The organism is Porphyromonas bobii (genome assembly GCF_943169685.1).
In the GTDB taxonomy this organism is placed as follows: domain Bacteria; phylum Bacteroidota; class Bacteroidia; order Bacteroidales; family Porphyromonadaceae; genus Porphyromonas; species Porphyromonas pasteri.
The window spans coordinates 198,815-222,956 of record NZ_CALPBU010000002.1 but is presented as its reverse complement, the minus strand read 5'-3'; the positions used below and the strand labels follow the sequence as shown (position 1 = coordinate 222,956).

The following is a 24,142-nucleotide window of genomic DNA, read 5'->3' as shown; positions in this document are numbered from 1 at the left end:
GAAGTTTGGCTAACTTTGCTACAACACCTCTCTTACTAAGGACCGAATCGATTATGCCCGAATTCATCTCCCTCCTTCCAGTATGGCAGCTGTGGCTCGTCGCCGCACTCATACTCTTCGCCCTTGAGGTCATCACGCCAGGCTTCATCTTGGCCTGCTTTGGCGTGGGGGCCCTTCTGGCTATTATCCCAGCGCTCTTCGGCGGAAGCTGGCTCATCCAAGCGATCTTCTTCGGCGTCGGTAGCCTCCTTGCCCTGTGGCTTCTGAAGCCCCTGATGGCACGCTGGTTCGCTGCCCGCGACACCAAGACGGGTATGGATGCCCTCATCGGCCGCAAGGCCTTCGTGAGCGAAGCCATCAAGGTAGGTGATGGTGGTGGCCGCGTCGCTGTCGACGGCGATAGCTGGCGCGCTATCTCCTCCGTCGCCCACGACCTCCCCGCAGGGAGCGAAGTCCGTATCACTGGCTATACCAGCCTCGTCCTTCAGGTCGAGCCTATTCAATAATCACCTTCATTCTCTCCTCTACCATGCCTATTGAGTTCATTATCCCCATCGTCATCGGTGTCCTGGCTATCGTCACCATCTACCAGGGGCTGTGCATCGTCCAGCAGTCTCAGACGGTCATCATCGAGCGACTCGGCCGCTACTACCGCACGCTGTCCTCTGGGGTGAACATCATCATCCCCTTCATCGACCGTCCACGTCCTATGCGCTGGCGCTACACGCTGCCAGGAGCCAACGGGCAGACCCTCGTGCGCTTCACCGAGATCACGAATATCGACCTGCGTGAGACCGTCTATGACTTCCCCCGCCAGAGCGTCATCACGAAGGATAACGTCGTCACCGAGATCAACGCGATCCTCTACTTCCAGATCGTAGACCCCATGCGTGCGATGTATGAGATCCAGAACCTCCCCGACGCTATCGAGAAGCTCACCCAGACGAGCCTGCGTAACATCATCGGGGAAATGGACCTGGACGAGACGCTCACCAGCCGCGACACGATCAACAACAAGCTCCGCATCATCCTCGACGAGGCTACGAACAAGTGGGGTGTGAAGGTCAACCGCGTCGAGCTGCAGGATATCAACCCTCCCCGCGACATCCGTGACGCCATGGAGAAGCAGATGCGTGCCGAGCGTGACAAGCGCGCACAGATCCTCAATGCCGAAGGGCAGAAGGAAGCCACAATCCGCGAGTCCGAAGGGCGTATGCAGCAGGCGATCAACCACGCAGAAGGGGAACGCCAAGCTCAGGTGCTCCACGCTAAGGCCGAGGCCGAAGCCAAGCTCCTCACTGCCGAAGCCGAAGCTCAGGCCATCCGCAAGATCGCTCAAGCTGTCGAAGGCTCAGGTGCCAACCCCGCCCAGTACCTCATCGCTGTCCGCTACCTCGAGACCCTCAAGGAGATGACCTCTGGGCAGGACAACAAGACCGTCTACCTCCCCTACGAAGCCTCCGGCGTACTCTCCTCGCTCGGCGGTATCAAGGAGCTCCTCAAGTAACTCTCTCAGACGTCCATCGGGGGATAATAGACCTCGAGGACACTACGTTATATCTATGCCCTGGGGTACGCTCCAGCGTGGTGTTACCCCAGGGCATCCATTATTCATTCATTATCCCAAACTGCTTATGCAACAAGCCTACCCCCGTACTGACAAAGAAAAACTCAATCTTATTGCCCGTACAGTCTTCGAGCGCACACAGCCTCGGCACCAAGAGACGCTTCGTCAGCTGCGCCTCTTAGCTGCGCTCTTCTAAACCACCTCCCTTCCCTCACCCCCCCCTTTCACTCCAGACTCATGAGCAAGAAGCAGGCGATCGTATCGCCTTCGCTCCTCTCGGCGAACTTCCTTCGCCTAGAGGATGACGTGCGCCTCATCAACCAGAGCGAGGCCGACTGGCTCCACATCGACGTCATGGATGGCGTCTTCGTGCCCAATATTTCCTTCGGGTTCCCCATCCTTGAGGCCATCCGCCCCATCATTGAGAAGCCGCTGGATGTGCATCTGATGATCGTAGAGCCGATGAAGTTCGTCCGCGAGCTGGCAGCTCTGAAGGTCGATACGATGAACGTCCACTACGAAGTCAGCCCACACCTGCACCGCTCCATCGGCGCGATCAAGGACGCAGGGATGAAGGCCGCAGTGACCCTCAATCCTCACGTACCTGTAGAGCTCCTCGTCGACGTGCTCGCTGACCTCGATATGGTCCTCCTGATGAGTGTCAACCCCGGCTTCGGCGGTCAGAAGTTCATCCCTCAGACGATCGACAAGGTCCAGCGCCTGCGTCGTATGATCGATGAGCGCGGACTCTCTACCCTCATCGAAGTCGACGGCGGAGTGAACGCCTCGACGGGTGCCGCCCTCGTAGAGGCTGGCGCCGACGTCCTCGTGGCAGGGAGCTATGTCTTCTCGCATGAAGACCCCAAGGCCGCTATCCGTAGCCTCAAGGCACTCTCTCGTCCATAGGCTTCGTCTAAGCTACGAGCGGGGACTCGTCGCCTCGGTGGTCACGGCCGTGAGCCGTAGCTACACCACCCTCGCCCTCGGTATCCTCCTCCTCGGCTATCTCTCCACAGAGCTCCTCCCCCATAGAGCGCTGAGCCTCGGCTTGGCCCTCTGTGGGGGAGGAGCTTTCCTTTATGGGGCGCTCGTCTCCTTCGCCGAAGGCACACGCCTCAGCCACTATGTAGCGCAAGTAGGGCGCACCCGTGCGCTCCGTCTCGGGCTCACGCTCCTACTGCTTCTCATAGCACGCCTCTACTACGCTCACAGCGTCGAGGCGATCACCGAGGTGAGGCTACCACTCCACACGTCCCTGCGCGCCGTCCTCACCGAAGAGGAGGAAGTCCAGGACACCACGCTCCGCCTGCGCATCCGCCTTTTAGCCGAAGGCAATATCCTCACCGCGCTCCTCCAGCTCACCTGCAGGCGCCCTGACAGCGTGTCTATTCGGGTGGGCGATACCCTTACCCTCAGTCTTGACAGGCTAAGCTATGTCCGTGAGCTACCCGCCGAGCGGGAGGGCTATGCCCGCTACCTCCTGAGCGAAGGCGTGACTGCCCTTGGCCGTGCCCACATCCTCGCCCACCAGCCGACACCCAGCAGTACGCTCCTTCTCCACGCCCCTACACGCTATGCCCGCAGGCTCCGAGATGGACTTACCGCACATATCCGAGCGAGCGCACTCAGCCCCTATGCCCAGCATCTCCTCATCGCGATGGCACTCGGTGAGAAGCGTCACGATGCACTCGGTAGGGAAGTCAGTGCGAGCTTCGTGCGGGGCGGTGTAGCGCATCTCTTAGCCGTGAGTGGCTTCCACTTAGCCGTCGTCATCGGGGCACTGACCTTACTTCTACGATACATACCCTACGTAAGGCGGAGAGACAGACTGCGATGCGCCCTACTCCTCGCTGCTGCATGGGCCTTCACCCTCCTCACGGGAGCGAGCATCCCTACCCTCCGTGCTGCGGGTATGCTCACGATGTATCTTGGCTTCCGCCTCCTGCGTCGCCCCGTCTGCCTCCTCGAGGTCTTCACCCTGCCCGCCCTCCTTCAGCTCCTCTACGCCCCGACGAGCCTCTTCAGTGCGAGCTTCCTCATGACCTATCTTGCGATCATCAGCATACGTCTCTTCTACCGCCCCATTGAGGGACTACTTGGCGAGCTACGCCAACCCCTCCTACGCTATCTGTGGGCGCTCCTTGCGATGACGCTCGCCGTCCAGCCCCTCCTCCTACCGCTGAGCCTCTATCTCTTCGGTGAGAGTTCGCTGGCCTTCCTCTGGACGACGCTCCTTGTCGTACCACTCTCGGCGCTCCTCATCCCTACGAGCCTCCTTATCTTCCTCCTTCTCCCTCTCATCGGGACAGCACCGAGCGGACTCCTTGCCCCACTGGAATGGGGTGCAGGGCTGATGCGGGAGGGCGTCGTGCTTGCCGAAGGGATCCCAGCGCTTATGCTCCACTATCCGCTGGCGCTCGGTGCACTCCTCCTCTATTATATCCTCCTTGCCCTCACGGTCTTCGGCTACCGTCTCCATCGGGAAGAGCTCCCCGCATTGGCCTACTGATAAAGCATACGCCCCCGCAGACACATCGTCGGTCTGCGGGGGCGTATGTATTAGGAGGTAGGGCGGAGCGCCTTAGTCCTCGTTGATCATACTGAAGAGCTCTTCGGCAGCAGCGCGAGGACCGGTCTTTGAGTGGCCTTCGACAGCCAGACCGGTATGCATCTCCCCGACCTTGACGTGGTGCTCAAAGAGTGAGGCGAAGAACTGGCGAATCAGCTGACCTGCCAGCTCCGGCTCCTGCACAGGGCCGAAGGGGTTGGCGAAGTACGAGGTGACCAGACCTTGCTCGGTCGTCGTCCCCTTGGCGCGGCGTGCACCAGCTTCGAAGACCTTGATAGCCTCCTCCATATCGCTGAAGAGGGAGATCTTCTTCTCTACATCCTCGTAGTTATTGGCGTAGAGGAAATAGTCGACGGGGAAGCCCTTTGAGATCAGCTCGTACGTCGAGATGGGGATGGTCACGCGGGCATTGACCTTATCGGGGTTCGTGTAGATCCCGCGATCCAGCTGGCTGAAGGCATAGGTAGGATCGAGGTCGTCGGTGCGGACGAAGGCACCGATCTCCGTACCGTAGGCACGCACCACGCCGTCATCGCCGAGACGGAGGTAACCCATGTCGTCGAAGATGACGCGCATATGGCGGATGTACTTCTCGTTGAGCGTGCGGAAGGCTTCGAGGCTTTCGCTCTTCCCAGCACCGCTGTCACCCATGATGATGATGTTTGCCTCACGGCCATTCTTCAGGATGATATTGACCATAGCCCCGTGGATGGGGAGGTTGCCACGGCTCATCTGCTTGAGGTTGTGCAGCGTGAGGAGCATCTTCTTCATATATCCGAAGTAGTCGATCTCATCGCAGTAGTTGGCGTAGCCGATGAGGATATCATTCTTCTTGTCCTTGTAGTAGAAGGTGCGCTTCTCCTCGTGCCCATCGGGATAGCCGAAGATATAGATCATATCTGGCTTCTTACCGATATACTCATCTTCCTGCGCCAGCTCGAAGAGGTTGGCCAGCCCAAGGCCATGACACATGAAGTCCTTGTGGAAGTAGACGAAGGCCAGGAGGTCACCGACCTTAGCGGGGTATAGGAACCATTCGTCCTCGTTGAGGATCATGTTCGCTACGGGATTCAGCGTATGCTCGCGGAAGATGCCGTCGCGCGTATTCTTCTTTGTGTAGGTGACGTAGGGAGGGTTGATGACGATGGAGTTGATGAAGGGGATCGCCGAGAGGCCCTTATACTCCATAGGGTAGTTCCAAGGGGCATCCATGAGGATGAGCCCAGCGTTGGCTCCAGCAGTCGTCTGGCGGTAGACCTTACTTGCGAAGCCATTGACGACCTCCTTCGTGCGGCGGTAGATCGAGAGGATCAGCTCGTTGAAGAGCTCATAAGCCTGGACGAAGCGGACGTTCTGCACACCATCTCCCTGACGCTGGTTGTGGACGACGGCGATGCGCTCCATACGGCGCCAGTAGTGATAGAGGAGCTCGACGACCTCGAGGAAGAGGTCACGGTCCTTGAAGAAGGGGGCATACTTATTGTTTACCTCGAGGATCTCTTCGACGCTGCAGACGCTCAGTAGGCGGATGACCTCCATGAAGTCACGTATCAGCTCGTCCTCATCGCGGAAGCCCTGGATGAAGGCCTCATAGATGACGGGGTTGTCTCTGCGTAGGTGGGCGATGAAGGATTCGACGACCCGGCTATAGGCGTAGCTGGTAAGGATCTTACGGCGGTTATCGCAGTACTTCGAGGTAAAGTTGATGATCGCTCTACCACGGTTGAGGGTGAATTCCTGTAACATGTTCTCGATTGGTTTAGAGCGGAGCTACGGCGTGTAGGACCACTACAAATATAGATAAAGTTCCTTAATCAAGGGTTACTCGTAGGCTCTCTGCGAAGCTGGTCGCGGGGAGGGAGGAAGGGGTGAGAGAAGAGGAAGGGTAGCACCACTACGAAGCCCCGCAGATAGGGGCGCTGGTCGGTGCTGGATTACGCTCGCTTGTGTAGTGCAAACGTACGCAGAAGGATGAAGAAATACAAGCCTTTACCCCCGTCCAGAGCAAAATACCGAGCAGTAGGTATCTGCCCTCTTACCCGATCCGCTCTCTCTCACGGAATGATGCGATATATCATCTGATAAATCGCTGTCCGCAGCATCTCATCCCTCTCCAGCACTGGGGGATATGCCTCTCCGAAGTGATACACAAGCCCTTCGCCTTATCGTGAGTATTCCTCTTATCCTGCGGAGGGAAAAGTGTCCTTCTCGTGAAGAAAAAAGCACCTTCACGTAGTGGCTTTTCTCTATCTATGCACGTAGTCTTAAAGACCAGGTACGTCAATCCAAATATCCACGTACGTAGATATTAGAGCTACGTACGTAGCCAAAACTTTTCTACCACTCGTCCGCAACTTTTATCCCTATGCAGAGCAATAACCCATATATAGGTTCACCCGCCGACCAATATAGGTGCACACCACCCCTTCGGGGAAAGGGGTATGGGACGAGAAAAAAGTAGGTACGACCCTCTGGCGATATGGCTATCGTCGGAGAGGCGTACCTGTACGTGGAGTTTGTATAGAGTCGCTCTACCGATTAGGCGAGTACCTTAGAGTAGGTAGCGATAGATGAGGTAGCAGATGAGTACAATCGCTATGATGACCTTGAATATGAACTGATAGCGAGCACTTTCTGGGGACTCTGGGTCTGGGGTGTGGCCCTCATAAGTGATCTCAGAGGCGGGGAGTCCGAGGTCGCTTTGCGTGATGGGCTGTAGCTTGAACCCGTCAGGCTCGCCCTTCTTCCCAAAGACGACATAGGGGATATCCTGGCGCAGTGCAGCCTTTTTGTAAGAGACCCCATATTCGGGGAGCGTGTAGATGACGACCCCATCGAAGGCATCGCTGATCATCGAGATGGCTGTCGGCTCCTTGGCATATACCTTGGTGTGCTTCCCCGTCTCTGGCTCCAGCGTCCAGTAGTCTGGGCCTGCACCCATCATCGAGTCGTAGCGCATAGGTCCATAATCAAGCGTGGCAACAGTGGCCTTGATCTGCTGCAGCGTTTCTTGGGCTATCTCGGTACCCTTGATAGGGAAGGCATAGACGCTGTAGAAGCTCTCGTCATAGCAGAAGCGACGAATGGGATAGTTCCGGATGACGCGCGCTTCACTGAGCTTCTGAAAGCGCTTGGATAGCTTCTCGATCACCTTGGGATTGTAGCCCTCGGGTAGCGCTCCTCCGGTGAGCACCGATGTGATCTTGGGAATTTCGTCCATAGGATATTTAATTATTGAGAGGAGATCATATATGCGGATAGGGAGTCAGGGAAAGGGGGAGATACCAGCAAGGGGCTGTATGCAGCCTGTCGACCTGCGAAGCAGAGTAACTTCCTCTGCTCGGCATACACACGATGACGGCTCTGAGCCTACGCATACGTATGTATCTTGTGTAGCAAAGGTAATTGAAGCAACAGATACAGGCAACTATTCACACATCATCAATCCCTTGAGACTTGCAGGCTCTACACCCCTACTCTTAGGATGATCCATCTGGGCGTGAAGTCAAGCATACCACAGCATCAGTCCACCTCGGGCCAGTATAGCTGAGGCGATGGATATAAGCAGTCGAGGCGCTGCGGAGTCGGATGACTCGGCAGCGCCTCGATGATAAGAGGGACTCTACGAAGAGAGCTTAGTTGTTGTTGTTACGGAAGCCGTCGTTACCCTGATACTTCGTAGAGTAGGGGCGAAGCACCTGATAGGTATAGGTACGCAGACGACCACTGACAATCTTGTACTCGCTTGAGGTCTTGGAACGTGGTGTGATCACCCAAATACCACCCTTAGTATCAGCGAATCCATAGATACGATTAGTCGTTCGCTCTCGGTCTGTGGGGAAGTAATCATTGATCATTAAGTTAATCAGTGGATAATAGTCTCTCTGACCAAGGACCTTCCCCATCCATACGTTCTGCGGAGCATCACACCAGTGATTCATCAGAGGTGCAGCCTTGGTCTTGATCTTAAAGTCATCCTTACCCGCGTCCAGCAGTATCTCCTCTTCGCTGATCTGATTGTAGTCGAAGGTGGGGACATTGAGCAGCGCGCGGTCGACACGGTCACGAACGACCTCGGGCTTCTGCCAGAAGCTATTCCCATCCTCGGCATAGAGGAAGGGCTGCGATGCACCACGTGTGACATACAGGGGAGCTGTCATGACATTACCGACGAAGTACTTACCGACGTAGAGCGACTCCATCGTCAGCGTACTGGGATAGATATTATCGCCACCTCGCTGGGGACTATCATCCTCGACATAGATCGTGCTACCCGTCGTCATGACACGCATGATCGTCTGGTACTTACTGCGAGGCTGGTATCCCTTGCTATTGCGGGGCTCCATATAGAGCTGGCGATAGACGGTGCCAAGACCATTCTCTGGTAGCGTCTGGCTTGCGACATGGTAGTCCGCATAGACGAAGCCCTTAGACTGGAAGGGGGTCGATGCACTTGCATCATCCTTGTAGGGAAGCTGTGCTGGGACTACCTGACCGCGATAGGATGGCGTGAAGCCTGCAAGCTCCTTATAGCGCAGATCATTCTTAGGCTTCTCAAACTCGAGAGGACGATTCAGTCCAATGAGGTTGAGCCAGTCTTCATTGGGTAGGTACATCTTCCCCTTAGCAGTCGTCACTCCACCGTTTGCGACACGTGCCTCAGCAGCCTGAGCAGAGTTAACAAGGAGGATGTTATCTGCAGTCGTCTTGCGGTCATCCTTACCTTTATTCTTGAAGCCAGTACCATTACTTGGACTCTTCTTCAGATAGAGACTTGGGTCATTGGAGCCACCACCATCGAAGTTATAGTCCTTCCACGTCGCATCATTTTCCTTGTAGACATAACCCTTAGCGAAGTAGCCCAGCATCTGACGGGGCTGCTCGTAGAACTCGCAGTTCAGCGTGTAGGCCTTACCGCTCTCAGGCGTGAGGTTGGCTCCACCGATAGGCGCGATGCTATAGTTAGGACGTGAAGGCGTCTGACCACCCACCTTGACGTTCTGCCCGTAGACGTGCAGGACAGAGGTCGAGGGAGCAAAGGCGTTGGCCTCCATAGCACTACCATTAGCAGCCGTCAGCTTGTTAGAAGGTGAGACTGCTGTACTCCCCCCCGTATGGAAGCCCCAGAAGACAAATGCCTTGTCAGAGCGCGCGCCACCAGCGGGGACAGAGAAGCTGGAAGAGAAGTCCTTGAAGAAGTACGTGTAGTCTGAGCCACCATTCGAAGACTTCACATAGGAGCTCTTATAGCCAACCGTATTGGAGAAGGCACCACTCTCGATACTATAGGATACGGTCTTATTTTCGTTGTTAGGCCCGAAGAAGGAGTTGGACACCGCGGTGATCCCATCGAAGGTAACCGTCTGCTGCATGTTGTTGCGGAAGGTCACCAGGAGGAGCGAGCCAAGGGGCTTGAGCGTCCCGACAGACGAGCTATTGTCAGGCTTAAGAGCACCGTTCACCACCTTGAAGGCAACGGGCTCAGACTTATAGAGGATAGGCAGCTCGATAGGAGTCGTGGCAAGATCCCTGAGGCTCACCTCTTCCATTACAGACGAGAGCTTGAAGGTCTTATTCGCCTCATCGTACTCACCACCCGCATAGAGCGTGATAGTGGTCGTCGCACCAGAGGCCTGCGCCTGAGTGACCACCGCCTGAGGGATTTCGATATCACCACCAAAGGTGTACTTATCCTTCGTAGGACTGTATTCCATCTTAGCCTGACCGATATAGGTCTTGGTAGCGGAGCCCGCTGGCTTAACGTCAATCTTGACGACAGCGTCGAGGGTAGGATTCTTCTCGATGAACTTAGCACGTGAGCGCGTAAGCACCTTCTGAGCTACAGAGGAGTCGGAGAGGTCGTCATTGAGTTCCTTCTTGCTACCATCCTTGACCGTGATAGGGGTCTTGACGCCTGTATAGGCGCGCGCTTCCTGATCAAGGGACTTGGGGGCATCAAAGGCATCAACGGATACCTCGAGCTCGATGGGTACGGCTACGCGAGGGCCGTCTTCGAGCTGCGTCTTGTTGTCTGCCTGGGGGGCTTCCTGGGCGCAAGAGCCGAGGAGGAAGAGCCCGCAAAGGAGGGCAGAGCACTTGAGTAAATTAAGCTTCATTGAATTCTTGTTAATGTTCCGGAGTAGAAATAATAGAGGGACTCTGAGAAGAGGAGCTTAGAGAGCTTCGCCTTCTTCAAAGTCTTCGAAATCTGCATCACCTGAGAACTGGACACAGATATTCATAGGAGCAGCGCTGAGCGTGAAGCTTTCAGCGATAGGCGCTTCGTAGGGAAGCTTGAAGTCAATTCTATTCATACTATAAATTAATACTGTTTGGGCGGAAGGGAGAGAGCCCTAAAACTCTCTTGTGCTTGGATAAATGGCAGCGCTTAAAAGGCAAGAGCGCGACACCAAAGTGCCAATGAGGAAATACCCTCCCTTGTAATTGCGTTGCAAAGATAATCAAAGCGTTATACATGAACAATTATTCACACGACTATTAATAAAATTCTTTCAGAAGCCCTTTTATATACGCACCTTCCAGCACCTCAACACCCCACATACATATTACAGATCAGCCATATACCTCCCAAGAAAAGCCCACCATCACCAAGAGCAAAGTGTAAAAACGAGACGCTGCAGAGTCGGATGACTCTGCAGCGCCTCAATATCTGAAGGGCTCTGCGATGAGAGCTAACTTATCGTGCCTTCGCTGCTTTTATCCATCGAGGAAAAGAGGGCCCTTAGAGGGCTTCTCCTTCTTCGAAGTCTTCGAAATCTGCGTCACCAGAGAACTGGATGCAGATATTCACGGGAGCAGAGCTGAGCTCAAATTCCTCAGCAGCGGGTGCTTCATACTGAAGCTTTGAATCGATTCTATTCATAACTATAATTATATTCTTTCAATCAAAGAGTGGCTCCTTAAGCCTCCAAGTGCCCAGATAAATAGCACCATTTCAATCACAAAAGCGGTGCCTCGAGGACCATGGAGAGGATACATCTTGTAAATTAACCGGACGCAAAGATAATCAAAGTCGGGTATCTGAGCAATTATTTCTATCTATAGAATGATAAAAAGATACACACATTCTAACAATTGACTAGCCCCCTTCGCCCGGGTTATCCCGAGGCAAAGGGGGCTAGTCATCAATCAGGCGCACCTGTCGCACGCCTGGAGAAGGGGGGCTACTAAAGGGGATCCCCTTCCTCAAAGTCTTCGAAGTCGGCGTCACCCGAGAACTGTATGCAGAGGTCCAATGGCGGAGAGCTCAGCTTAAAGCAGTCGGCCGACGGGGCTTCGTAGTGAAGCTTGCTCGTGGGTGTATTCATACATCACAATGAGATTAAAACAATAGGGAGGTGCGCTGGTGATGCCCATGCAAAGGTGAACGACACGGCTTAGAGGCAATGGCGGAGTGCTCGAAGGGCACGAACTCCTCCCATGGCGAATATTCGCACAAATATAATGAAAACCAATATCATAGCACCACTCCTTGCCCCCCCTGTCCATCAGACCGCCCCCTTCTCAGACAGAGAGGGACGCACCTCCTGCACACAGCTCCCTCCTCTCCTCACACCCGCCAGGAGCACACCTTCGTGAGGGATGAAAAGTGACCAGTACTGATCACCGATCGGAGCAGTACTGGTCACCTATATCAACCAGTACTGGTCGCAACGCTGACCACTACTGGTCACGACGCTAACCAGTACTGGTTACTCATCCCTCCTTATACGAATTCGCTCCCCTACACCGAGCAAAGGCTTATAGGCAGCTGTATCACAGCCCCCTCTACTGCCACGATAGGAGCCAGCAAACCAGGGGAGGAAAATGCCTTGCACCCTGCCAAGCAGCGCTGCGATGAAGGCGCACTTCATAGCGCGGCGAAACGAGGGACTTGGCTCTATCAAAAATAATTCATAACTTTGCCGAGCAAAAAGGACAGCTCCGTCCTCCTAAACCCCAAGCGGGCCTATAGCTCAGCTGGTTTAGAGCACCTGCCTTACAAGCAGGGGGTCATAGGTTCGAATCCTATTGGGCCCACACCGCTGGGGATCGGGAAGGAGCACACCTCACGCACAGCACTTAGGGCCTATAGCTCAGCTGGTTTAGAGCACCTGCCTTACAAGCAGGGGGTCATAGGTTCGAATCCTATTGGGCCCACCTAAGGAACATCCAATGATGTGAATCAATCTGCAAGAGCGGCGATCACCGAGAGGCGATCGTCGCTCACTTTTTATCCCCACGTGAGGGCGCACTCCTGCACTGCACGCCTTCTCCCCCACCCCACACAAAGAGCAAGCCCCAGACACTCATCGCGAGTGCCTGGGGCTTATTACTTGTCTATCACTGAAGCGCTGGAGCGCTCAGCGACGACGCTGATTACTTGCGGCCCGTAGCCTTAGGAGCGGCAGCAGCTGCAGCCGTAGCCTTGATGCCGAGCGCATCCTTGACAGCCTGCGTCAGGTCGAGAGCGCTGCTTCCCATAGCGAGGAGGGCACCCGACTCAAAGATGTAAGCGCAGCCGTTGGCTTCACAAACCTTGTTGATAGCCGTGGTGACCTTCGTGCGGATAGGAGCCATGAGCTTTTCCTGCTCCTTCTGGATCTCTTCCTGCATCATCTGATAGCTATTCTGCGTGCGAGACTCCATCTCCTGGAGCTCCTGCTGACGGCGCTTCTTGATGACGTCGGTCATAGAGGCTTCTTCCTTCTGATAAGCTTCGAGCTTCACCTTCAGCTCATCCTGCATACGCTTGATCTCAGAGTCGTACTGCTTAGCGAGATCCTGGATCTTCGTGGTAGCAGCCTTGACATCGGGCAGGGCTTCCATGATGGCAGCGGTATTGACGACACCGATCTTCTGCTGAGCGTTAGCCGAGAATGCCAGAGGGAGCATCAGGAGGAGGGAAATGAGGAACTTCTTCATTGTCTTGGGTTATTACGTTTAATTAGTTGATTTGACTATTACTATCGGTCAAGACCGAGGGTCGAGACGACTGCTTCGCTGATATCCAGACCTGGGTCAGCGTAGACGATCTTAGAGGAGGAGCGGTCGATGATGAGCTGGAGGCCACCGCGACGAGCGAGCTCCTTCATAGCGGCCCATACGCGATCCTGAATGGGCTTCATCAGCGACTCGCGCTTCTTGAAGAGCTCCCCTTCGGGACCGAAGTACTTACGCTTGAGCTCATAGGCCTGCTTCTCGAGCGCCACGATAGACTCTTCGCGCTGCTTCTTCTGCTGGGCAGAGAGCAGAGCAGCCTCGCTCTGATAAGACTGGTAGGCCTGCTCGGCTTTCTTCTCGTAGCCAGCGACCTCAGCCTGCCACTTCTTCGACAGGTCTTCGATCTGGCGGTTCATCACCGCATACGAGGGGTCTTTCTTGAGGATGTACTCCATATCGACGAGTGCGATCTTCTGGGCCTCGGCAGCTCCGAGAGGGAGCAGGAGCAGGGCCAGAAGGAAAAGAATCTTCTTCATACTGCAATCTTAGGATTTAGTGTGAGACATCACCTCGGCGCGTAGGCTCTACGCACCGAGGCCTTGACTTATGCCACTACAGGTCACGCCCGAGGACAAAGTGGATGTTGCTACCGCCACGCTCATTGTAGCCATTGGGTCGGTCGAAGCCATAGCCCCAGTCAAGCCCGAGGAGCCCGATCATAGGCATCATGACGCGCACACCGACACCAGCCGAGCGCTTGAGGTCGAAGGGATTGTAGCGGCTGATATCCGACCAAGCATTCCCTGCCTCAGCAAAGCCGAGGACCCAAACGGTAGTCGACTGCTCGAAGATCAGCGGATAGCGGAGCTCGAGCGAAGCCTTCATATACGAGTAGGCGTAGTCGTAGTTAGCCCCAGCGATGGAGCCGTTCTTATACCCGCGCAGCCCGATGGTCTCGTTCATATAGTTGCCCATAGAGCCAGACATCATATCACCACCCATATAATAGGCACCGAAGGGCGAGCGCTTGTACTTGTTGTAGCTATTGATGATACCGCCCTCGACGCGTGCCATCAAGACAGGAGTACGCTTGACAGTCGTGGGGTTCATAAGCGGCAGGAAGACCTTACCAGAGTACTTCCACTTGTGATACTCCAGGAAGCGGTATCTATCCGAGAGGGGAAGAGACGGATCGGAGTAGTCCTTCTTATCGAAGAGCGAGTAGGGAGGCGTGAAGCTGACCGAGAAGGAGAAGTCCGAGCCACGACGCGTGTAGACGGGGTTGTCCACGGAGTTGCGGTCGATACGGAGCTCCAGGTTGAGGTCATTAGCCGAGCCCTGGTGGTAGTTCTGGAAGGTGTTGTACGTCCAGTTATTGAGTCGGTAGTGGGTGAAGTTCAGCGACGCTGTGAGCTGGAACCAGTTGTCGGGCCAGTTCAGACGGCGACCATTTGCGATGGTCAGACCGAGGATGCTGAGCAACTTATCCGAGTCGTAGGAGTCTTCGTAGAGCGAGCTCTGAGCCTGACGCGTCTGATCGTAGTAATTGCCATAGCCACCATAGCCGTAGCCACTATAATAGGGATTGTAGTAGCCCGCGCCGTAGTAGTTGCGAGCCTGACCTGAATAGTAGCGCTGGTTGATAGCCGTCATACGTGAGTAGAAGGCACTTACCGAGAGGAGGTTCGGGCGCTTACCACCAAACCAAGGGTCACTGAAGGAGACGCTGATCTGATTGTAGTAGCGGGCATTCGTCTGACCGTTGATCGAGAGCTTCTGACCGTCCCCCTGAGGGATGATCCCCTTGTACATGCTGGGGCGGAAGAGGTTCTGGATCGAGAAGTTCGTGAAGGTAAAGCCGATCGACCCGATGATACCCGTCTGGCTCCAACCGATAGAGAGGTTCAGCTGGTCATTGCTCTTAGGCGTGAGGTCGTACTCGATGTCCACCGTACCGCTCTGAGGATTGGGCACGGGCTTAGGCACGGACTTCTCCGCGTCGAAGTGACCGAGCTGGTTGAGGATACGGAAGGAGTTCATAAGGTCCTCCTTACTGAAGAGCACACCAGGCTTCGTGTAGAGCTCACGGCGCACGACATCTTCATAGACGATGTCATTACCGCGGATCTTCACCTTATCGATGGTCGCCTGAGGCCCTTCGGTGACGCGCACTTCGAGGGAGACAGAGTCGCCCACGATGTTAGTCTCCACGGGATCGACACCAGCGAAGATATAGCCATTATTATAGTAGAGGTTGCTGACAGCATCCTCATCTACGGAGAGACGGTTCTCGAGGCGCTTCTGGTCGTAGACATCCCCTGGGCGGATAGCCAGAAGCTGCGAGAGCAGCTCGGAGGGGTACTTCGTGTTCCCGACGAAGCGGATATCCTTGATATAGTACTTCTGCCCTTCGTTGACCTTGAGGTAGATGTCTACCTTACGGGTACCTGGGACGGGTACGATACTATCGCTCACCAGCTCGGCGTCACGATAGCCCGCAGCCTGGTAGCGCTTGATGAGGTTCTGCAAGTCCTCCTTGTAGTCTGCGTCGACGAACTTCTTTTGCTTGAAGATCTTCAGCAGCGAAGACAGACCACGGCCACGCGAGAGTGCGAAGCCTTCGTTCGTCTTCCCCATCGCCATACGCAGCTGGTAGTCCGTGAGGGAGTGATTCCCCTCGAAGTAAATGTCACGCACCTTGGTCTTACCGCTACGGTCGATGTCGAGGGTGAGGTTCACATAGCCAGGCTGGCCAGGAGCCTCGGTCTCACGTATCGTCATCTTCATGTCACGGAAGCCCTTCTCATCGTAGTACTTCTTGACGAGCTGGCGGGCACGGTCGAGGGTGTTGGGAGAGATGAGTGCCCCCTTCTTCAGGCCCGTGCGCTTCTCGAGCTCCTCACGATCCCCCTTAGAGACGCCCGTGAAGGTAGCCTCAGAGAGACGTGGACGCTCGGTCAGGGCGATCTCCAGGAAGACCTTATCCCCCTCGTACTTATTGATGAGGACACGGACATTGGAGAAGTAACCCGACTGGAGGAAGCGGTTCACCGCAGAGGTCAGTGCGGCCCCTGGGATCTGGATCTCGTCCCCCACGTTGAGGCCAGAGAGGCTGCTCAGGACGAAGTCATCATAGCTCGTCGAGCCCGTGATCTTGACCTCAGCGATGGTCTTCGTCACGGGGCGCTCGTAGCTGATGGAGGGCGCGATGACGACCGACGAAGTGGTCTTCGTCGTGTCAGCGGCCAGCTGAGGGGCGGTATGGGGTGCGGCTTCCACTGCACCTGCCGACAGGAGTGCGGCAAGGAGTAGGAGTGCGGGGATTCTCTGCATAGGATCTTATTATCGTCGTGCTGGAGTGGCCTTAGCGAAGGCTAATCCTCCAGTTGTATTTGTTCGCTTGTCTTGCCAAAGCGGCGCTCACGTGCCGTGTAAGCCTCAAGGGCTTCACGCAGGGCCTCACGGCCGAAGTCGGGCCAGTAGACCGAGGAGAAGAAGAGCTCGGCATAGGCGGCCTGCCAAAGCAGGTAGTTGCTGATACGCTCCTCGCCGCCCGTACGGATCAGGAGGTCGGGATCAGGGAAGGCAGCCGTGTCGAGGTGAGCGGAGATGGTCTCCTCGGTAAGGCTGTCTGCCGAGAGGCGACCTTCGGCGACCTCACGGGCTATCTGGGTGGTGGCACGCAGGATCTCGTCGCGCGAGGAATAGCTGAGGGCCACGATGAGCGTGATGCGCTCACAGGCAGCCGTCGCCTGGATACTCTCGCGGAGGGCCTGCTGAGCGGCCTCGGGTAGACGACTAAGATTGCCAATGGCCTCCAGACGCACCCCTTCCTCGATGAGACTTGGGGTCTCGGAGTGAATCGCCGAGACGAGCAGGCTCATCAGGGCATCGACCTCCTCCTGAGGGCGGGACCAGTTCTCCGTACTGAAGGCGTAGACCGTCAGATAGCGGATACCGAACTCCGCTGCAGCGCGTAGGGTCGCTCTCAGAGCGTCCTGACCACGGATGTGCCCGTCGGTACGGGGCAGTCCACGCTGCTTGGCCCAGCGGCCGTTCCCATCCATGATGATAGCCACGTGCTCTGGGATACGGAGCTCCGTGGTGGGCGCGGATGACTGGGGGGACATTGTCGTTGACACGTTATTCTTATCGTCTTATTAGGCCAGAGACTATGCCCCTAACCTGATACAAATATAGCTATATCTTTTAGTCACAGCTGTACCGCCGCTGTGGCGAGAGGCTGTAGTGCACCCCAACGGACCAGTAGCCGTAGCTATCATGGCCCTTGAGGCTACGACCTCCATCGAGTCCAAAGGGGTCAGCCATCCAGCTTACCGAAGGCTCCAGCCCCTCCAGTCGGTCGGAGAACGTGCGGCGCAGCGACCAGCTTGCCGTGAGCCCCCAGCGCGTGCTGAGGCGGAGCTTCAGGCCGAGACGGGCATACACACCCGGCAAGAGCTGTAGGCGACGATCACTCATCCCACCTGCGAGCCCCAGACCTGCCCCGAGGAAGGGCGTCCAAGAGCGTGTGCCGAGGTAGCGCTCGCGTGCGCTGTAGGGGAAGAAGTTGAACTCTCCTCCGAGAGCCAAATCCAGCAGGGTGCGATGAAACTCACGGCTCCCTACGGCCGATGAGGGGAAGGCATCAGCGGCATAGTCCGCCTTACCACGTAGCCCTCTTAGGGCAAGCTCCCCCATAAGCGCCCAGCGCAGCGACACAGGGCGTCTAAGCTCTAACGCTATCCCCGGCGCTTGTGGTGCTATGAGTCCCCGACGTCCGATATCCCCGAGATAGTAGCTTGAGGAGACGCTCCCTCCGAGTTCGTAGCGATAGTCCTGCGCCGTGAGGCGAGCCGTGAGGCCTACCAAGAGGAGGACTAAGCCAAGCGGGCGGAGCATACGGCCGAGGGGCGGGGTGGGACTATTCGGTGACAGTCTTCAGACCACCGAACTTCCCGACGAAGAGCTTCGCAGACTCTCCTGCGGTCTTAGCCCCACGCAGGAGGTAGACCGTCTCGCCATCCGATGAAGGGAAGGCGACGAGGGGATAACCAGCGAAGTCCGTGCGGGTCAGCCCCGTGAAGGCTACCGTACGAGCCTCCTGCCACGTAGCACCGCGGTCATCCGAGATGTAGAGCTCCAGCGTCGATGCCGTCGAGACGAAGCGATAGATACGCTTCTGCGACTCGACGTAAGCCTGACTCTGTGAGACTGCGCTGACACCAGCCTGAGCCTTACCACCGACGATGAGCCAAGCGGTACCGTTGGTCGTCGCCCAGAGGTTGGGGCTTGCCTTGCCGTCAGCCGTACGGCCACCCGACACATAGAGGGCAGCGCCGTCATAGCTGCTACCGGTGAGCTCATAGCTCAGCGTACTTCCAGCCGTGGGGAAGGAGGAGCTGGGCGTCTCTCCGATCGTGGAGATCGTACCAGCAGATATGTTGTAGCCAAGGAAGGTCGTCGCACCTGCCGCAGTCTTCCCTACGAGAGCGAGGGTGGGCTTACCATCGACAGAGAGCCCGCCGAGGAGCGTCTGAGGCGTAGCCGTCGTGGGGAAGGTCTTTGCTGTGAATGCCGTACCGAGTGCCGAAGCCTCATAGAGGCGCGAGCCGCTCGTCGTAGCGTAGAGCTTGCCTCCATAGGTAAGGAGCGAGCTGAGGCGCTCACCCGAGCCGAGGCCCGTGAGGCTGGAGGTCGTCCAAGCCCCCGTAGGAGTAGTGAAGCTGCTCACCGCATTCGTCCCGTCAGCCTTGACGTAGTAGAGCGCACCACTATTGCCCGAGAGCTCGACCTGTGAGAAGGTGGAGGTGAAGGCGGGAAGTCCCGTCACGGAGGCCTCTGACCAAGCGAAAGCATGGGGATCCTGCTGATAGCGCTTGAAGGTCACCTTATAGGTATAGGTGTTCGTCGAGGTGCCACTACCAGCCGTCGTGATACGCAGCTGGATACCCCTCAGAAGGTCGCTGCTCTTGAAGGTCTGCGTAGCATCCTTCCACGCTACGGTCGTGCCGTCAGCGAGGATGACCTCTACGGTCGCATTGCTGGCAGCCTTCGCCAGGCGCAGGTGCACATTGTAGTCGGCACTGCTATAGGGGAGCGCCTGAGTATTGTAGATCGCCCCAGTAGCCGTATTGCGGATGACGAAGGGGATAGCAGACACAGCTTCCTTCAGCGTAGCCTCATCGGTCGAGAGGGCGAAGGCCGTGATCTGGTTGTCGTAGATCTGGAAGTCCTCCAGCTCTACCTGCTTGGTCTTACAGCTTGTCGTACCGAGCGTGAGTGCCAGAAGGCCCAGAGCTGCGGGGACAAGGGTAGTGATACGTCTCATTGCTTCTATATATATGGAGCGAAAGATACTTGCTCGGATCATCGGAGCTATGCGGAGCGTCTTACTCTAAAGCCTACTCTGCACTATAACTCTAAGTCGCAAAGGTATAAAGAATAACGCAAGTCTCGTGCGCGCAGGTATCCAGCGCACGGACTTGCGTCTAAGTCACTGCCCCAGCAGGGGCTAAAAGCCATTAGCGAAGCACATACTATGCGCTCCGATGATGGGGATTCAGTAGATGATCCTATAAGGCACGGAGTAGTATCCTACTCCTTTTTCTCCATCGTTCCTCCTCAATCGGAGTCTACTGCATAGCGCCCACCTTCTTTGCTCGTACGATAGGAAAGCCACTCCAGATGTAGGCCCAACTTCTTCAAGCGACGACTCTGCTCCAAGGCCTCCTCACTCACGGCCGAGGGCACATCCTCCGTACAAGGGATATAGCCACGGGCATTCAAGAGCACGGGGTGCAGGGCCTCGGGGTTGATGGCATCACGAGGAGCCGTATAGTAGAGACCAAAGACATTTAACTGACAGTAGCGTGTGTGGAACACTGGATAGACCCGAATGCCCTCGCTCGTCACCCGCACGATATAGATCTGCTTGGGTAGACACCTGAGGTCATAGGTGTAGTCACTCACCAGCTTGTCGAGGAGCTTCATCGAGGTAAACTTCACTCCGCGAAGCCACTCTTGCGAACGCTCCATCGGCTCCTCCTTCACATAGAAGGCAAGAAGGCGGGACTTGTTGGCAGGCGACCGTAGTTCATCAGCCATCGAAGCATAGTAGTAGCGGAAGGCGGGATAACTCGCAGAGTCCTGCACACCGCGCCAAGCGGGAGCGAGGAACTCCCACCCAGCGTTAATCATCTCCTTATAATTATGCTTAGCCTTAGCGCGGCTGATCTTATCAGGATCGCGCATCCAGTGCCGGCTCTCTTGATCGTGGTCCAGCAGATAGACCGTATCGGGGAGAGCTGGAAGAGGGGAGGTAGCCCGACGCTTACGCTGTGCCGTAAGAGGTAGTGCCGTAAGAAGGATCAGAAGGGCACATAGTAATGCTCCCTTTTGATTGAGAATATGTACCATAGTTATAGTAGTTCTTTCCTGAGATGGAGGGATAGCTCCCTGCCCTACTCCTCGTCCTTTGTAGTTACCCCGAACTCGGAGAGGTCTGTTAGATAGCGCCCACTGTCTTTGCGCGTGCAATAGCTAAGCCACTCCAGGTCCAAGCCCAACTTCTTCAAGCGGCGACCCTGCTTCAGAGCCTCCTCTATCACAGCCGAGGGCACCTCCTCCGTACAAGGGATATAGCCTCGGGCATTCAAGAGTACGGGATGCAGAGCCTCGGGGTTGATGGCGTCAGAAGGAGCCGTGTAATAAAGACCCAAGAAATCTGCCAGACAGTAGCGCGTGTGGAACACAGGATAGACCCGAATGCCCTCGCTTGTCACCCGCACGATATAGATCTGCTTAGGCAGGCACCTGAGGTCATAGGTGTAGTCATTCACCAGCTTATCGAGGCGATTCATCGAGGTAAACTTCACGCCACGAAGCCACTCCTGCGAACGCTCCACGGGCTCCTCCTTCACATAGAAGGCGAGGAGGCGCGGCTTATTGACTTTTGAGCGAAACTCATCATCCATCGAAGCATAGTAGTAGCGGAAAGCGGGATAGCTCGCTGAGTCCTGCACCCCACGCCAGGCGGGAGCAAGGAACTCCCACCCTGCGTTAATCATCTCCTTCGGACCACGCTTGCGTTCTCTCTCGAGACGCTCATCCAGAGACATGCGACGCCACTGCAGACTCTGCTGGTAGTGGTCGAGGAGATAGATCGTGTCAGGGAGAGATGTTATGCCATTTCGCCTACGATTCGCAGCAAATTCCTCTTCCGTGGGAGGAGACGGTATGTACGCAGGATCACACTTATCCAGCTTCTGATACTCCTCATCTTCATAGCATATATAGTAGCTAAGCCAGGGCACAGTAAGATTATGCGCCCTCAAGCGACGGCTCTCGGCAAAGGCTTCTTCACAAGCAGCCACCGAAGGACCACGCTCCGACCCTGGGGCTTCATACGAATAGAAGGTTGCGGAATGCAACCCTTCGGGGTTAATCCGAGTAAATCTAAACCCCAACGATTGGAGTGCCGCATGCAACCGACTTGTCCAGCTACACTCCGTGTGGAACACCGAGTACATCTGGACAGAACCACCCGTGACCCGCACAATGTAGATTTGCTTAGGCAGACGACTGAGATCGCTCTCCTCGTAGTCCACCAGCTTATCGAGGCGATTCATCGGGGTAAACTTCACACCACGAAGCCATTCCTGCGAGCGCTCTACAGGCTCCTCCTTCACATAGAAAGCAAGAAGGCGCGGCTTATTGGTACTCGACCGTAATTCATCGTCCATCGAAGCATAGTAGTAGCGGAAGGCGGGATAGCTCGCAGAGTCCTGCACCCCGCGCCAAGCAGGAGCGAGGAACTCCCACCCAGCATTAATCATCTCCTTATAATTATGCTTAGCCTTAGCGCGGCTGATCTTATCAGGATCTCTCATCCAGTGCCGGCTCTCTTGATAGTGATCCAGCAGATAGACCGTATCAGGGAGAGCCGGAAGAGGGGCGGTAGCCCGACGCTTACGCTGTGCCGCGAGAGGTAGCGCAGTAAGGAGTATAAGGAGGCCAAGGAGCGGCAAGCGATGCCGACGAGGAGTATGATAGGTCATCATACGGAGCGGTGTTGCGAGGTTAGCGTAGTCTGTGCTGCGTGGTGTGAAGCCTTGCGTTTGGAAGAGCAACGACTTCATCCTCAAAGGTAATGATTTTCTCCACCAAACAATACGCCCAGCCGAGCCCCTCAAGGCAATAGTATCCAGTCGCTTTACCCTCATTCATCCGAAGGCGTACAAAGCAGACTTATCGAGGGAGCGAAGTGGAGCAATAGTCGGACGGCGTCAGACCAATAGTGGTATCGGGTACAAACGAGTAGTGGTATGCATACCAAACGAATAGTGGTTTTTCTCTATCTACGCACGTAGTCTTAATGACCAGGTACGTAAATCCAAATATCCACGTACGTAGATATTAGAGCCACGTACGTAGTCCAAACTCATCTACCACTCGTCCGCAACTTTTATCCCCACGCAGAGCAACAACCTAATAGAGGTCACGTCACAAAGCTATATAGCTTTACCCACGTACCCATATAGCTATATATGGAACCATTGCGCAAAGGCACTAAGAATGAAGACATAAAGAGGGCCCGTAGAGCGAATCATCTACGGGCCCTCTCGTGTAATAGGAGCCTATCGGCAAGCAGTCAAGTAGCCGACTGCGATCGTATCACCAGCCCCAGCGAAGGAGCGTGCGGCGGTAGAGTGCGAGTGCTATGCGGCGGAGCGTATCGTTTTCGGGCCAGAGGTACTCATAGCGCCACCAGAGCTTGTCCCCGACTTCGATGACCTGCTTGCCACGGTGGACAGCCGTCACTTCGGCCAAGATCTCCTCCTGGGTGCACTGCTCACGCTGGTAGGGATTGCCGTCGCCACGTAGGGTGAAGACGCCTCCATCGATACGCGCGATGCGGTGCACCAGATAGCCACGGGCGATGCGCGCCAGGACGACGCGCCCCACCTGATAGGAGTCTTCGGTGAGAGGTGAGAGGACGATCTGATCCTTTCCCCCGCGGATGAAGGGGCGCATACTCGAGCCACGAGGCAGGAGACGAGGGCGCTTGCCCTCAGCGATACGGCTAAGGATCTCGGCGAAGAAGAGCTCGTTGTGTATCAGCAGCTCGCGACGCATAGATGGCGGCTGGGGAGAGTGCCCCATACTAAGAGGCGGATTGAGCGAGGAGTGCTTCGGTCAGGCGCACCGCAGCTTCGTCAGGACGGCAGTCGAGGCGGTAAACGGGTACACGCTCCAGCACGTCGGCCACAGTGTCGAAGGTAGCCAGATGGCGGACCTTATCCGAGTGGAGGAAGGCCGAGGAGGAGTAGATCGAGTCGAAGCTATCACGCCCACGGAGCTTGGTGAGCTTGTTCTCGGGGCTCTGATAGAGATGGACGAAGGCAACGACTCGCGCCGAAGCATTGCGATAGCAAGGTGTGCTTCCGCTCCAAGGGCAGCCGTAGACGCGCACTTCACCGTCATCCATGATACGCACGATGGGCTCATCGTCATTGAGGAGACGCGCACCAGGGACGAACTGACGCCACAGACGGCTATGCGTACTCTTACCCGTGCCGCTGACACCGAGGAAGATCAAGGCACGACCATTCAGCTCAGTGACCGAAGCGTGGACCTTGAGCATATGCTTAGGTGCGATAGCCACACCGTAGGCGATCATGATCAGGCGGTTGATGAAGAAGAATGCCGAGGGGTCATCGAGCAAGACATCTGAGCGCACCTCCTTCCAGTCACGATCGACCTCAATAGCGTGGGAGCCTTGGCGCGTAGCGATCTCGAGACGGCGCTGCCCATCGATGAGCTTGTACACACGGGCACGTACGCCCTCGGAGAGCTTATCTTCGAGGAGGGTCTTGGGCTGGTCTGACGAGAGGCTCTCGCCCCCACGGAAGGTAAAGAGTGGTTCACAGCCATCGGGAAGCTCGGGCACCAGGAAGGGCTCGTAGTTAGGGAGGAGTTCGCGGGTAGCCTCGGCCGATGGGGTATAGAGCAGGATATACTCTTCAGCGATGCGATAGATGAGTTGTTCGTCCATAGTGATG

Annotated in this window: 21 protein-coding genes and 2 tRNA genes; 7 read left to right on the top strand and 16 right to left on the bottom strand. The window is 56.0% G+C overall.

All coding sequences use genetic code 11. The annotated features are described in order from the left end of the window. The first annotated feature begins 53 nt into the window (after positions 1-53). The 5 genes from KO088_RS03510 (at position 54) to KO088_RS03495 (ending at position 4,076) form a co-directional block, all read left to right on the top strand. Positions 54-506, top strand: coding sequence for an NfeD family protein (locus KO088_RS03510; RefSeq protein ID WP_215493592.1), 453 nt, complete (start codon positions 54-56; stop codon positions 504-506). A 23-nt stretch (positions 507-529) separates the two neighbouring features. Beyond that, positions 530-1,507, top strand: coding sequence for an SPFH domain-containing protein (locus tag KO088_RS03505; protein WP_188807810.1), 978 nt, complete (start codon positions 530-532; stop codon positions 1,505-1,507). Positions 1,508-1,634: 127 nt separating this feature from the next. Beyond that, positions 1,635-1,763 carry a hypothetical protein gene (locus KO088_RS08870; RefSeq protein WP_255344659.1) on the top strand — a complete coding sequence of 43 codons (129 nt, stop codon included), beginning with the start codon at positions 1,635-1,637 and terminating at the stop codon, positions 1,761-1,763. A gap of 41 nt (positions 1,764-1,804) precedes the next feature. Then, the gene (gene rpe / locus KO088_RS03500) at positions 1,805-2,473 is read left to right on the top strand and encodes a ribulose-phosphate 3-epimerase (RefSeq protein ID WP_215493591.1); all 669 of its coding nucleotides are present in this window, start codon (positions 1,805-1,807) and stop codon (positions 2,471-2,473) included. Then, positions 2,421-4,076, top strand: coding sequence for a ComEC/Rec2 family competence protein (locus tag KO088_RS03495; protein ID WP_215493590.1), 1,656 nt, complete (start codon positions 2,421-2,423; stop codon positions 4,074-4,076). Before rpe ends, KO088_RS03495 begins: the two co-directional genes overlap by 53 nt. Positions 4,077-4,148: 72 nt before the next feature. Here KO088_RS03495 and KO088_RS03490 read toward each other — a convergent pair whose 3' ends face one another. The 6 genes from KO088_RS03490 to KO088_RS03465 form a co-directional block, all read right to left on the bottom strand. After that, positions 4,149-5,882: a phosphoenolpyruvate carboxykinase gene (locus tag KO088_RS03490; RefSeq protein ID WP_215493589.1), complete on the bottom strand. Its 1,734-nt coding sequence runs from the start codon at positions 5,880-5,882 to the stop codon at positions 4,149-4,151. A gap of 805 nt (positions 5,883-6,687) precedes the next feature. Further along, the gene (locus KO088_RS03485) at positions 6,688-7,356 is read right to left on the bottom strand and encodes a hypothetical protein (protein WP_215493588.1); all 669 of its coding nucleotides are present in this window, start codon (positions 7,354-7,356) and stop codon (positions 6,688-6,690) included. 415 nt (positions 7,357-7,771) lie between these two features. Further along, positions 7,772-10,252: a hypothetical protein gene (locus KO088_RS03480; protein WP_215493587.1), complete on the bottom strand. Its 2,481-nt coding sequence runs from the start codon at positions 10,250-10,252 to the stop codon at positions 7,772-7,774. A 57-nt stretch (positions 10,253-10,309) separates the two neighbouring features. Then, positions 10,310-10,450 carry a hypothetical protein gene (locus KO088_RS03475; protein WP_215493586.1) on the bottom strand — a complete coding sequence of 47 codons (141 nt, stop codon included), beginning with the start codon at positions 10,448-10,450 and terminating at the stop codon, positions 10,310-10,312. A gap of 428 nt (positions 10,451-10,878) precedes the next feature. Next, entirely contained in the window at positions 10,879-11,019 is a 141-nt protein-coding gene (locus tag KO088_RS03470) for a hypothetical protein (RefSeq protein ID WP_215493585.1), read from the bottom strand. A gap of 304 nt (positions 11,020-11,323) precedes the next feature. After that, the gene (locus KO088_RS03465) at positions 11,324-11,464 is read right to left on the bottom strand and encodes a hypothetical protein (protein WP_215493584.1); all 141 of its coding nucleotides are present in this window, start codon (positions 11,462-11,464) and stop codon (positions 11,324-11,326) included. Positions 11,465-12,101: 637 nt separating this feature from the next. On the opposite strand from KO088_RS03465, the gene KO088_RS03460 reads away from it, so the two are divergent. Together KO088_RS03460 and KO088_RS03455 are read left to right on the top strand one after the other, a co-directional pair. Then, positions 12,102-12,176 (top strand) — tRNA-Val (locus tag KO088_RS03460). A gap of 45 nt (positions 12,177-12,221) precedes the next feature. Further along, a tRNA-Val gene (locus KO088_RS03455) sits at positions 12,222-12,296 on the top strand. Between the two features lie 219 nt (positions 12,297-12,515). On the opposite strand, the gene KO088_RS03450 is transcribed toward KO088_RS03455, so the two are convergent. The 10 genes from KO088_RS03450 to KO088_RS03405 all read right to left on the bottom strand — a co-directional run bounded on the left by KO088_RS03450 (position 12,516) and on the right by KO088_RS03405 (position 24,135). Next, the gene (locus KO088_RS03450) at positions 12,516-13,061 is read right to left on the bottom strand and encodes an OmpH/Skp family outer membrane protein (protein WP_009432614.1); all 546 of its coding nucleotides are present in this window, start codon (positions 13,059-13,061) and stop codon (positions 12,516-12,518) included. Positions 13,062-13,102: 41 nt separating this feature from the next. Beyond that, on the bottom strand, positions 13,103-13,615 hold the full coding sequence (locus KO088_RS03445; RefSeq protein WP_215493583.1) for an OmpH/Skp family outer membrane protein: 513 nt from the start codon (positions 13,613-13,615) through the stop codon (positions 13,103-13,105). Between the two features lie 76 nt (positions 13,616-13,691). Further along, complete coding sequence (locus KO088_RS03440; RefSeq protein WP_215493582.1) at positions 13,692-16,412, bottom strand: BamA/OMP85 family outer membrane protein; 2,721 nt, start codon at positions 16,410-16,412, stop codon at positions 13,692-13,694. 41 nt (positions 16,413-16,453) lie between these two features. Next, positions 16,454-17,209, bottom strand: a complete 756-nt coding sequence (uppS, locus tag KO088_RS03435; RefSeq protein ID WP_215493581.1) for an undecaprenyl pyrophosphate synthase — start codon at positions 17,207-17,209, stop codon at positions 16,454-16,456. A 79-nt stretch (positions 17,210-17,288) separates the two neighbouring features. After that, positions 17,289-17,981, bottom strand: coding sequence for a DUF6089 family protein (locus KO088_RS03430; protein WP_215493580.1), 693 nt, complete (start codon positions 17,979-17,981; stop codon positions 17,289-17,291). A 22-nt stretch (positions 17,982-18,003) separates the two neighbouring features. Next, a complete protein-coding gene (locus tag KO088_RS03425; RefSeq protein ID WP_215493579.1) occupies positions 18,004-19,410 on the bottom strand; it encodes a DUF6242 domain-containing protein in 1,407 nt (468 codons plus the stop codon). 293 nt (positions 19,411-19,703) lie between these two features. After that, the gene (locus KO088_RS03420; RefSeq protein ID WP_215493578.1) at positions 19,704-20,498 is read right to left on the bottom strand and encodes a hypothetical protein; all 795 of its coding nucleotides are present in this window, start codon (positions 20,496-20,498) and stop codon (positions 19,704-19,706) included. Positions 20,499-20,542: 44 nt separating this feature from the next. Next, positions 20,543-22,219 (bottom strand): hypothetical protein, encoded by a 1,677-nt coding sequence (locus KO088_RS03415; protein WP_215493577.1) that lies wholly within the window; start codon positions 22,217-22,219, stop codon positions 20,543-20,545. A gap of 535 nt (positions 22,220-22,754) precedes the next feature. Continuing rightward, complete coding sequence (locus tag KO088_RS03410; protein ID WP_251419771.1) at positions 22,755-23,216, bottom strand: S24/S26 family peptidase; 462 nt, start codon at positions 23,214-23,216, stop codon at positions 22,755-22,757. A gap of 28 nt (positions 23,217-23,244) precedes the next feature. After that, on the bottom strand, positions 23,245-24,135 hold the full coding sequence (locus tag KO088_RS03405) for a hypothetical protein (RefSeq protein ID WP_215493575.1): 891 nt from the start codon (positions 24,133-24,135) through the stop codon (positions 23,245-23,247). Between the last annotated feature and the right edge of the window lie 7 nt (positions 24,136-24,142).